This window comes from Candidatus Dependentiae bacterium (assembly GCA_026389065.1).
In the GTDB taxonomy this organism is placed as follows: Bacteria; Babelota; Babeliae; order Babelales; family Chromulinivoraceae; genus JACPFN01.
Window position 1 is genome coordinate 1 of the sequence record JAPLIP010000059.1, and the last position, 10,860, is coordinate 10,860.

The following is a 10,860-nucleotide window of genomic DNA, read 5'->3' on the forward strand; positions in this document are numbered from 1 at the left end:
ACTCAGAGAATCTAGTGACTACCAAATGGCCTATGAATACGCTTGCATAGTAAAAAAAGAAATAAATGGCTTAAATGAACATGAAATAATTGAGCAAGAATATCAACGAGCAATAAGCCTTTTAAAGAAAAACAAATCAAAGCTTACAGCTCTGGCAAAAGCTTTGCTTGAACATAAAGTGTTAATGGCAGATGAAATATATAAATTATTAGAGAAGCTAAAATAAAATGAAAACTATAATAAAATTAGCCCTTCTTTTCGCATGCTTTTTTTCTACAGTAATCATGCCAAGCGACAATCTAGCCTATATGGTAAAATCTGGATACATACAATCTTTTGTTGATAAAATACCAACAACTGAGATCAGTATCTTACAAGAGGCTATCCACGAAAGCATCAAAGACATAAACACGAGTAAAAAAACATACTATAACTCTTCAAACGATATACTCAACGATTTAGAGAAATGCATTACCAATGAAATATCATATCTAGAGTCACAGATAAAACATAACCATAAATATGACCAAAAAGTATTAAGATTCGCCGCAAAAAGCTTACTTGCAGCGTCTGTTTTAACTTATAGCACCTATTATTTTTATAAAAACTGGACAGTTCCATCACGCATAGCTCTAGACTTTTTTAAAAAAAATTCAGGCCCTAGAAATGTGACACCTTTAAATCTAGCTCAAGAAGATCCCAATGCGAAATATGTAATTTATCGTGCTTTAGCTGAAAATGGCCGCTTAGAATTGTTTTATATTTCTGAGATAGCCCAAAAAGAAGGCGAAAAGCTAAGAATTCATAACAGCGCGATAGAAGAATATAACAGAGTGATCGTATTACCTTGCTTAGCATCATATATAACAACAATTTACTCATCATACCAAGCCTACTCGCTTGATCCAAACAGAAATAATGACTCTTTATCAAAATACAAACAGCTTTTAAAGCTGGTAATATTGTTAAAAGAAGTAGAAAATCCTACTTAAACAGCATAAATCACCGTTTATCACTTTATTTTTCACCCCACCATGATAATATGAAGAGATCTAAAATCTATTTATATTAGGGACTTTTTCAACAATGAAAAAAGCATTATTTATCTTAATGACTATGTTTTATAGTGTACCAACGCAAACAACTCATGCTAGAACGGTCGGTATAATTGCAGCTACATCTACCTATGGAGCATTCACTATTTATGGCCTTGCAGTAAGCGCCCTGCTATCAATATCTGATTCTGAAAAAAATGATAATTTCGCAAAAGGCTATGAAGTCTTAGACGAAAAAGCATATGATAAAAAAATGAAACTTTCTAAGAATAAAAACCATTTGCGGTACAAAGATTATGTACAATATCAAACAACCTTACAAAAAGATCTAAACAGATACGGAAAATACACTACAAAGCTACCTTTTGGTCCAATTATTGCAGCTCCATCAATTGTTATGCTTAAAGCCAAATCTAAGATCAACTATTTAAAATTAAGCCTTTATTCAAAATTAGACAATTAAGGATAATCTAAAAAACTATTTTAAATACCCCCTGGCCTTTTGATGATTTTAACCCTTATGGTATTCTTAAAATAGATATAAAAGTCTAATTATTAAGGGGTTTTATTATGGAAAACAATTTAAAACGTATATTTCTAGCGTTCATCGCATTAACAGCTCTAACAGCACAAGTATTGCCATATTCTATATTTTATAGACCTGCGCCTACCGTTGTTGTGTACCATGAACCAATAATCTACCATCGCCATGAACCATCTTTTGGTGAATGCGCAGCTGGCTTTGTTGGAGCATGTGCAGGATTTGGACTTGTCTCATATTTTGAAAATAGATCTCGCGAAAAGAAAATGAATAAATATCGTGAAATGTTTCAAGATCTTGGTTACGACAGAGCTCAATCAAAAGTTTATGCTAAATTAGCTATGGACAATCCAGGTGGATTTCAAGCAGTTGTGCAAAACATTGAACGAGAAAAAGAGTCAATTCGACATATCAATGCACAGCATGATTTGTTGCAATCTCAAATTAATGCCCAACAGAAACTAGAAGAATTAAAACATAATCAAAAATTAGAAAAAATAACGCATGAGCATCAATTAAACTCATTTAGTAAAAACAATGCATTGTTGCTTATTGCGCTGCTTAGTCTGATAATTTTAAGCTTTTTTGGTGGTATGTCTTATCACAAAAGAAAAAAATAATTGAATTTTCAATTAAGATTTAATGATAAAATCCACTCTTTCAAAGGAGTGGATTTTTTTACGACTTGGTAAAAACATAGACATAAGAAATATGATGAATATCAAAAAAGGGCTTTAGTTCAATATTGTGAGAAACCAAATCGGTCGAAACTTTTTGCACAATGCCCAAAGCAAAGCCTTGAGGATACATAAGACCTTGGCCGGTTGAAGTAACCACATCACCAACCATAACTTTTTTAAAATGTGGCACAAAGGAGAATTCAAGCTTGTTGTTATTTTTACCGCAACAAATGCCCGATGCTATCGAGCTACAACCTGCTGAAATTTCAACCAATGGCTGTATGTCTAAACTATCTCCAGTTCCTTGAGCAGATATTTTGCACCGTTGATCTGTTATCAATGCGACTTTGCTGTACCACGAAAACACTTCAACTACACGCCCAACCAATGAATTTTGGTAGACAACCACATCGTCTTTAGAAATACCCTTATTAATACCACCATCAATAAAAATAATATCTTCTTGAGGACTTATAAGAACCATGAGCACTTTTGCTATTTCTTTTTTATCGACTTCATACCGCATGGCAAAGCTTACTAATTCTGAACTCTGCTGAATAAATAGCTGCTGCGCCTGCATCTTTGCTAAATGACCCTGCAACAGATCATGCTGAATATATAATGAATCTAGCTCTTTTTGTAGGCTTTCAATGTCTTGACGATGCTGAGATTTTTGATGAATTGATGACGCAATGGTCGTATGGATTTTAAAAAAAGGATATAAAACAAATGAAACCGTACGCTCGGCAACACCCGATGAAAAAAAGAATAATCGATTGATTAAAAATAGAAAAAATAGAAGATAAAACAGGTGAACAAACCAATATCTAACTTCTTGCCTTATCATTACTCTATCCTAAAAACTGCTGCAAACCTTCTTTTATATCAGATTCTAATTCTGATCTTACCAGTCTTTGACGCAAAGCGCTCGCAGACGGATGACCTTTAATGTAAAAAGGCAGATGTTTTCGAAAACGCATGAGCCCATGCATCCCAAACTGCTCAACCATTAAAGATAGATGTTTTAAGGCTACTTGAAGAATCATGTTTGAGTCAACTACATACTCATTGCCAAGCGAATGCTGCTTCATTTCTTCAAGCTTCCATGGCTTTGCCCAAATACCTCTACCAATTAAAAATCCATCAACGCCGGTCATTTCATAGGTCATTTTTGCTGTCTTAAAATTAACAACGTTACCAGAGAAAATAACAGGAATAGAAACAGCTTTTTTAACTTCAGCAGCAATTTTATAATCAGGCTGACCTGTAAACATTTGAGTTTGCAACCTCGGATGAATCGATAACGCATCAACTCCACAGTCTTGAGCTAATTTTGCAATATCAACAGCATTGGCATGCTTAAATCCAGCACGAATTTTAATAGTAAATGGAATATGATCAGGAATAACACGCTTAAACTCTTTAAGTATTTTTTCAAGCATAACAGGATTAGCCATTAAAGCTGATCCACAACAAGATGAAACAACATTTCGAGCCGGACAACCAACATTTAAATCGATCATATCAACACCAGCCAAAACTATTTTTTCACACGCACGCTGAACAAATTCTGGAGAGTTGGCAGACACTTGAAAATTCAAAGGTCGTTCAAACTGAGCGAAATCCAGTGCCATCGCGCCACCCTTTGGGGTAACCACTGAACAGACATGACGCATCTCAGTAAAAAGCAGCTCTTCTTTAGAAAAGCCGCGAACTAATTTTCGGAAAGGAGAATCGGTAATCCCATCAAGAGGGCCACCTATAAACCTAGGAAATGACAAATGCTTGATTTTTAATTCTTGCTTAAAATAATCCATACTTTGCTCAAAAAACAGTGTTATGACGAACTTTTATAGTTTAACACATTCAACCAGTTTTTCAAAACACAAAAAATCCTCAGTCCTAAAACTGAGGATTTTTAATCTTTTGTCCCTAAAGGCTTCCAAGGTCCTCATCCTGCTTATCCCGAGACGCAACCGCTATGTACACTCCGGTAGCTGCAACCAAAGGAGCAAAGCGTCCAAGGCATGCAACGCGTCTGGCGCGAGATGTTTTTTTCATATAGTTTTTTATGAATGCATTATGATCTTTAACTTTATTGTTATGATCCTCTAAAATTTTATTATGCTCAGTTGCCAAACTTTCCATAAACTTCTGTCTTTTGCTCGCAATGCTTATCACATCGTCTGCCTTTGTAGCAACATCTTTAGCAGGATCCCAAGCATGAATAGAGGAAATGTCTAATGGCGAACACAACGGTACAATTTCATTTTTCAGCCTTGATTGGCTTTTTTTGTATGAGCGTTTATTAAAATAATTGCGAGCATATTGTAATCCAAAAAAGCTTGCAGCCGACCATATGCTGGCCGATGTATCCAGACCGGTTATTTCTATTTCATCATGCTTTGGATTTATCATCACCATTGGCATCTGCGCAGTATGCATATTCGAAATCTTTTTTTTCATAAACTCTTGAAGTGAAGATAAATTCACTAGATGCTTATCGCTTACCTCAGTCTCAACAGATGGTACCACGCTTGGAACTTCTACATCACTTGCAATCATACTTCCAGCAAAGGCACATACCGCTGCGATAACTTTAAATGATCCAGCCTTTTTTGTTGTAAATTTAGTTGTTACTTTGTCTGCCATAAATATTTCCTTATGTATAAAATTATTATGAAAAATAGGTGTTGAATAAATATTAGAAATTGATTCTCAATAAAATTGCTAATTATAATCACACTGGCTGTAATCAATACTGCAAAGATAAACAAAGAAAGAATCGCGAATTGATAAGTTAGTTTCCTGTAAGCAATCTATTTATGTAAATTTTAAAACTTTATCAACCACAAGGATAACCATTTGCATAAAAACAACAATTATTTTGCACAAAAAAGATTAAATTATTAAATATTTTCTAAAATAAATTTTATCAAAAGATTTAATGCTATGCCATAAATGACCATTTTTAAAAAAATCGTTGCGTTCGTAATTGATTATCTTATAAAGTGTAAGTGTTGAAAAATATTTCCACAAAAAAGGAGAATATATGAAAAAGGTAACAGCAAAAAAAGCAGTAAAAAAAGCTGCTCCAAAGCGTAAAGCAGTTAAAAAGGCTGCTCCAAAACGGAAAGTAGCTAAAAAAGCTGCTCCTAAACGTAAAGCTGCAGTTAAAAAAGCTGCTCCTAAACGTAAAGTAGCTAAAAAAGCGTAAAGTAGCTAAAAAAGCTGCTCCTAAACGTAAAGCTGCAGTTAAAAAAGCTGCTCCTAAACGTAAAGTAGCTAAAAAAGCTGCAACTCGTCCAATGAAACGAGTTACTCCGCGCGCAGCAACAGTTGCGTAAAAAAAATAAAGTAGGGCTCAGTTTTGAGCCCTACTTTATTTTTTTGTCTATTTTTAAATTTATAACTTTGGATGCATTTTATGCCAATCAGTTATTTGCTGATAAGCATGACCAACTTTAAACAAAAGTTGTTCTGATAAATGCGGCCCAATCAACTGAACGCCAACTGGCATATTATCTTTCGTAAATCCACAGGGAACAGATATTGCAGGAACTCCTGCTAAATTTGCACCACACAAAAAATAATCCTGTAAATCCATTGCTAGTTTATTATTATCAAACTTACCAAATTCAAAAGCCTGACAAGCCTGAGACGGCATCATTAAAACATCAACTTTGGAAAAAGCATCTTGAAAATCTTTGCGAATTAAACTTTGCACCTTTTGAGCATTATTATAATACTTACCAGCGTATCCAGCAGAAAGCACATAGTTTCCAATGAGCATTCGAACTTTTACTTCGGTACCAAAGCCTTCACTTCTGCTTTTTGTATAGAGTTCATTTAAATCTTTTACGCCAGAAGCTCGATAACCATACCTTACCCCATCGAAACGAGATAAGTTTGACGCAGCTTCAGCACGACTAATAATAAAATAAGTCGCAGCGCTGTATTCTAAAGTTGGAAGTTCAATTTCTACAACCGTTGCTCCAGCATTTTTCAACGATTCAATTGCATCTTGAGTTATTTTTTTTACTTGAGGATCAAGACCCTCTGTTTCAAATGCCGTTTTAACAATTCCAATCCGTAAATTTTTAGGAAGTGCCCCATCAAGCTCTTTGGTGTAATCTTTTTTTACAAGGCCTTGCAAGCTTGAAGCATCTTTTGGGTCATGCCCTGCCATCGCAGAATAAACCAAAGCGCTGTCAAAGACCGTGCGCGTTGCAACACCAATTTGATCAAGAGATGAAGCATATGCAATGAGCCCATAACGGGAGATTGAGCCATATGTTGGTTTCATGCCAACGATTCCACAAAATGCCGCAGGATGACGAACTGAGCCACCAGTCTCGCTACCAATTGCCCAAGGAACCATGCCCGCAGCAACTGCTGCAATTGATCCACCACTAGAACCACCCGGAACACAATTTAAATTCCAAGGATTTTTAGTCTTGAAAAAAGCGGAAGTTTCCGTTGAACTACCCATCGCAAACTCATCTAAATTTGCTCTACCAATGAGCAGTGCGCCCTCTTTTTTTAATCGATCGATAGCGGTTGCATCATAGGTTGCTCGATAATTTTCTAGCATTTTTGATGCGCATGATGCGATTCGAGTTTGCTGACAAATGTTATCTTTTATTATTCCAGGAATACCATCAAGTATCCCGCCAGATTGATGCTTGTCTAAAATTGATTTTTTATCAAAAATCTCAAGAGCTGATTTAATTTTACCATCATGCTCTGTAAATTTTTGTATATAAAAATCTAACAATTCTGATGATGAATAACTTTTATTATCTAAACCTTTTTTAAGCTCTTGAATCGTTGCAAACGATAGATCATTTTTAAGATCGTTCATGCAAAGCTCCCGCGGAAATGAATTTTAATTAATTATCTAAAAATTTAGGGACTACAAAGTAGTTGTCTTCTTGCTGTGGCGCTTGCGCTAAAATCGCTTGAACGTTTGATGGAATCGCAACATCTGCCCTATCAGCATTAACATTTTTTATAGAAGGACTGTCCACTTGTTGCTGAGCAATTTGAACAACTCTTTCAGCATAGGATAAAACATCATTCAATTGCGTAATAATCCCATCCCACTCATGCTCTTGAAAAGACACCTTGGTCATCTCTGCAAACTTTTTAACTTCTTCTTTTGTAACTTTAGTCATTGCAAGCCTTTTCTTTTTGTCTTTTCCAATGATTTTGTCTTAGTCTCAATACGTACACGATGCTCATTAAGCCATTTCCAAATAAAAATGCACCATATGTTACCATCATTTTAGTAACCAACTCATCAAACTGAAAAAATGTAATAAGATAAGTAGATGGTATGAAAAATCCGCCAATAACACAGACCCTGGTTATCATAACGGTACGCACATCACCAGCACCTCTCAGCGCTGCAGATAAAATCAACTGTAACAAATCTATCAAAATAAGTACACTGAGCACTGGAAAAATTCTTGCTACTAAATATCCAAATTCGCCTTTTCTATCAAACAAACTTACAAACACATATGGCCAAATAGAACCAATAATTAAAATCGTTCCTACCATAAGCATTGCCATAATCAAGACTCTGTAAATATTGGCATGGATGTCTTTCCATTTACCACCACCAACGTCATTGCTGACCAAAAAGGTAATAATTTGAGCAAATGCTATCGCGGGTAAAAAAGCAAACCGCTCCATAAGTTTAATACTTGAAAACGCTGCTCCCGCAGTCGCTCCAAGATGAGACATGCATGATCCAAGCCAAGCGTAGGCAAAGGCTATCGAAACTTTATCTACAACAACAGGAATTGATACCAACAACAATGTTTTAATTCGGCATATTGAAATGTTTTTAGTTAAAAATGATAATCGATACTGCTCATGACTTTTTGCATACATGACATACAAAAGCATAACAATCGACATAAATAAATACTGAGCCAAAGAGGCAACGGCTGATCCCATCAAGCACATTTCTGGAAATCCACACACTCCAAAAATTAAAAGGTAATCAACCAAAACAAACACAACGCTTCCCATGGCAAAAACTACCATTGGAACAAAGGTATTTTTTATCGATCTTAAAAAACCAACTAAAGCAAAATATATAAACATGAAAAAGATAGAAATTGATTTAGCCTGAAGATACGGAGATCCCTGCTCAATCATTTCAGGAGAGAAGTTATTAAATTTACAAACTAGAGAAACTGTGCTGTAAAGCGTTAAAGACACTAACGCGCCGACACAAATAACAGTCCAAAAAGCATCGACAAACGCTTCTCCTGCTTTTCGATACTCTTTTAATCCATTATGATAGCCAGCTACGATTACTGTCCCGATAGAAAGACCTTCTGCAGCCTTTAAAAACATGGTTAAAAAATTATCAACAATGCCAGAAATTGCATACAAGTTTGTCGATTTTAAGTTGCAAATAAAGTAACAATCTATGCAGTACGGCAAAAAATAAATAATTAATGCAGTGATACATTCTGGATAAAAATAACGTAAAATTCTTGAATATGACAGCCCGCCATCAGGCTGAAAGAAATTATAGATTCTTGATGTAGCGTTTCTTGGCTTAATCCCATGTTCCATAAATTACCCCTCTACCAAACTATAAAAATTATTTTAACGCCTTGTGATTAAAAAAGCATAAATTACGCTCTTTATCACCGACTAGATATAACAAACACTCATCAAGATACTCTTTTTCTTCTTCTGTTGGTACCCATTTTTTTGAAGCCCAATAAACAAGCATGCTTTTTTGAAATATTGATGATGGCTTAAAGATTCTTATCAGTTCTGATACTTGGAGTGATGCACGCGCTATAAAAAGATCAACTGGTTGTTTAAAGATTCTTAAGAAAGTTCTCCAGTCATCAGTGTGGACCGTAATATTGTTAAGCCCGAGTTCTGTTGCAACCAATTTTAAAAAATGAACTTTTTTATTATTTACTTCTATTAAATTAAATTGAATGTGTGGAAACATAATCGCAAGTGGAATTCCTGGAAACCCACCTCCAGATCCTACATCTACGATAGATTTAATTGTTTTAAGATTTGCTTTGGAAAACAAAAGCAATGAAAGTGAATCATAAAAATGATCTAAAATAATTTCTTTGGACCCAGTAATTGCGGTGATGTTATATTTTTGATTTTCTTGCAAAATCAAATCAAAATATTTTTTAAACTGATCGATCTGATCATTGTTTATTGCAAACTTATCTGCAAATTTATTCCAAATACTGCTTAAATCTACGTTGTTAAAATCCGAAGTCATGTTTGTATTTCACCCTTATCTTTATTTTTCTTCATTCGCCAATGAATAATATTTTGCTTTGTTGGCTTTTGAAAGTTTTCAATCTTTATTATGCCTACTAGATGATAGAAATGCATGGATTCTAAAGATTTTTTATAATCTCTATATTTTCCAAGGTACTCAGTCCAAGAAATATCTTGTTCCTCAAAGCATTCTTGATCATCACTTGTCTTACTAGCATTGCTTTGGCTGGAATGTATTATTCCACCAAATATACTTAAAATTATAAACAGACTTGTTCTCATAAAATCTCCTTTTTACTTAGATCAATGCAAGCATTCTGTAGCAAACTATTGGCTAATGATACAAAACTATAGTTTTTATTATTAACGACATGGTACCATATCAAAAAAAGGAGATAAAGATGAAATATTTAATAAAAGTTCTATTTTTTATAACCATTATCAGCAACTCTAGTCAACAACACGCCCTAGACACAATAGTCACATTTTATCTGCAAAAGTATCCATATTTTAAAGCAACGAAAAATGATCAAGAATTGCTAGATAAGGAGTCACTAGAAAAACTATCTAAAAAAATTCAACAGCCTGGCTTTGTATCAGGAAAAATCATTAAAAGGAGTAAGCGCTCATCTGGCGTACCTGGAATCATGTGCATGTATGGTGGGCATGTTGCATTAAGTGACCAAAAAGGCCAAGTTGTATTTCCTAAGCTGCAAGACACTCCTGCTATGAATTTTTTAATAACAAAAGGTATCAAAGCAGCTTATATTCTTGCTCCCGCAACTATTCACAACTGGCAAATTGATCCAAAACATCCTTCAAAAATGTATCACGTACAATTAAAACAAAACCAAGAAACTCAGCTTTATTATTTTGAGGCAACATTGGCAGAGATTCCAAAAAATAATAGCATCCCACTAAACACGGTCATTATAATTTCAGACCCTGAAAATATTTTTATTCCACTTGGCGCAACTATAACTGACTATAGCCCAAATTTAACGCTGCCAAACATCTATATCAAAAAAGAATTTTGTTTCATTTATAATGCATTTTACACGCTTGCTATAAAACAATATTTTGAGCAAACATATGCTGACTACCAACAAGAAGCATTAACTGTTTCAACGATTCAACAGCCAAATAAATAATAAAGTTGTTACGCAATATATGCTGATGATGGATTTTCAAGACTTGATGTTTCTTTTTGCACTGCATCAAAAAATTCTTTTGTTTGAGTAGTAAGAAGCGCAGAGCTTTCAGATGCGGTAGCCCCTAAGTAATCTTGCATATATAAATT

Annotated in this window: 14 protein-coding genes; 6 read left to right on the plus strand and 8 right to left on the minus strand. The window is 34.6% G+C overall.

The window, feature by feature from the left end; genetic code table 11:
* From NTU89_04275 to NTU89_04290, 4 genes are all read left to right on the plus strand, one after another.
* The coding region (locus NTU89_04275; GenBank protein MCX5923744.1) for a hypothetical protein at positions 1-226 on the plus strand (226 nt) is incomplete at its 5' end.
* 1 nt (position 227) lies between these two features.
* On the plus strand, positions 228-992 hold the full coding sequence (locus NTU89_04280) for a hypothetical protein (protein MCX5923745.1): 765 nt from the start codon (positions 228-230) through the stop codon (positions 990-992).
* Between the two features lie 94 nt (positions 993-1,086).
* Positions 1,087-1,518, plus strand: coding sequence for a hypothetical protein (locus tag NTU89_04285; protein MCX5923746.1), 432 nt, complete (start codon positions 1,087-1,089; stop codon positions 1,516-1,518).
* Positions 1,519-1,625: 107 nt separating this feature from the next.
* Complete coding sequence (locus tag NTU89_04290; GenBank protein MCX5923747.1) at positions 1,626-2,216, plus strand: hypothetical protein; 591 nt, start codon at positions 1,626-1,628, stop codon at positions 2,214-2,216.
* Between the two features lie 58 nt (positions 2,217-2,274).
* Here NTU89_04290 and NTU89_04295 read toward each other — a convergent pair whose 3' ends face one another.
* The 3 genes from NTU89_04295 to NTU89_04305 all read right to left on the minus strand — a co-directional run bounded on the left by NTU89_04295 (position 2,275) and on the right by NTU89_04305 (position 4,928).
* Entirely contained in the window at positions 2,275-3,123 is an 849-nt protein-coding gene (locus NTU89_04295; GenBank protein ID MCX5923748.1) for a rod shape-determining protein MreC, read from the minus strand.
* Positions 3,124-3,127: 4 nt separating this feature from the next.
* On the minus strand, positions 3,128-4,093 hold the full coding sequence (locus tag NTU89_04300) for a tRNA-dihydrouridine synthase (protein ID MCX5923749.1): 966 nt from the start codon (positions 4,091-4,093) through the stop codon (positions 3,128-3,130).
* 115 nt (positions 4,094-4,208) lie between these two features.
* Positions 4,209-4,928: a hypothetical protein gene (locus NTU89_04305; GenBank protein ID MCX5923750.1), complete on the minus strand. Its 720-nt coding sequence runs from the start codon at positions 4,926-4,928 to the stop codon at positions 4,209-4,211.
* 400 nt (positions 4,929-5,328) lie between these two features.
* On the opposite strand from NTU89_04305, the gene NTU89_04310 reads away from it, so the two are divergent.
* Positions 5,329-5,493: a hypothetical protein gene (locus NTU89_04310; GenBank protein ID MCX5923751.1), complete on the plus strand. Its 165-nt coding sequence runs from the start codon at positions 5,329-5,331 to the stop codon at positions 5,491-5,493.
* A gap of 189 nt (positions 5,494-5,682) precedes the next feature.
* On the opposite strand, the gene gatA is transcribed toward NTU89_04310, so the two are convergent.
* From gatA to NTU89_04335, 5 genes are read right to left on the minus strand one after another with little or no spacing between them, the layout of a single operon-like run.
* Complete coding sequence (gatA, locus tag NTU89_04315) at positions 5,683-7,140, minus strand: Asp-tRNA(Asn)/Glu-tRNA(Gln) amidotransferase subunit GatA (protein MCX5923752.1); 1,458 nt, start codon at positions 7,138-7,140, stop codon at positions 5,683-5,685.
* Between the two features lie 28 nt (positions 7,141-7,168).
* Positions 7,169-7,453, minus strand: coding sequence for an Asp-tRNA(Asn)/Glu-tRNA(Gln) amidotransferase subunit GatC (gene gatC / locus NTU89_04320; GenBank protein ID MCX5923753.1), 285 nt, complete (start codon positions 7,451-7,453; stop codon positions 7,169-7,171).
* On the minus strand, positions 7,446-8,873 hold the full coding sequence (locus tag NTU89_04325) for an MATE family efflux transporter (protein MCX5923754.1): 1,428 nt from the start codon (positions 8,871-8,873) through the stop codon (positions 7,446-7,448). Before NTU89_04325 ends, gatC begins: the two co-directional genes overlap by 8 nt.
* Positions 8,874-8,901: 28 nt before the next feature.
* Positions 8,902-9,558, minus strand: coding sequence for a 16S rRNA (guanine(527)-N(7))-methyltransferase RsmG (gene rsmG / locus NTU89_04330; protein ID MCX5923755.1), 657 nt, complete (start codon positions 9,556-9,558; stop codon positions 8,902-8,904).
* Positions 9,555-9,842, minus strand: coding sequence for a hypothetical protein (locus NTU89_04335; protein MCX5923756.1), 288 nt, complete (start codon positions 9,840-9,842; stop codon positions 9,555-9,557). Before NTU89_04335 ends, rsmG begins: the two co-directional genes overlap by 4 nt.
* A 119-nt stretch (positions 9,843-9,961) precedes the next feature.
* On the opposite strand from NTU89_04335, the gene NTU89_04340 reads away from it, so the two are divergent.
* Complete coding sequence (locus tag NTU89_04340) at positions 9,962-10,711, plus strand: hypothetical protein (GenBank protein ID MCX5923757.1); 750 nt, start codon at positions 9,962-9,964, stop codon at positions 10,709-10,711.
* Positions 10,712-10,860 lie beyond the last annotated feature (149 nt).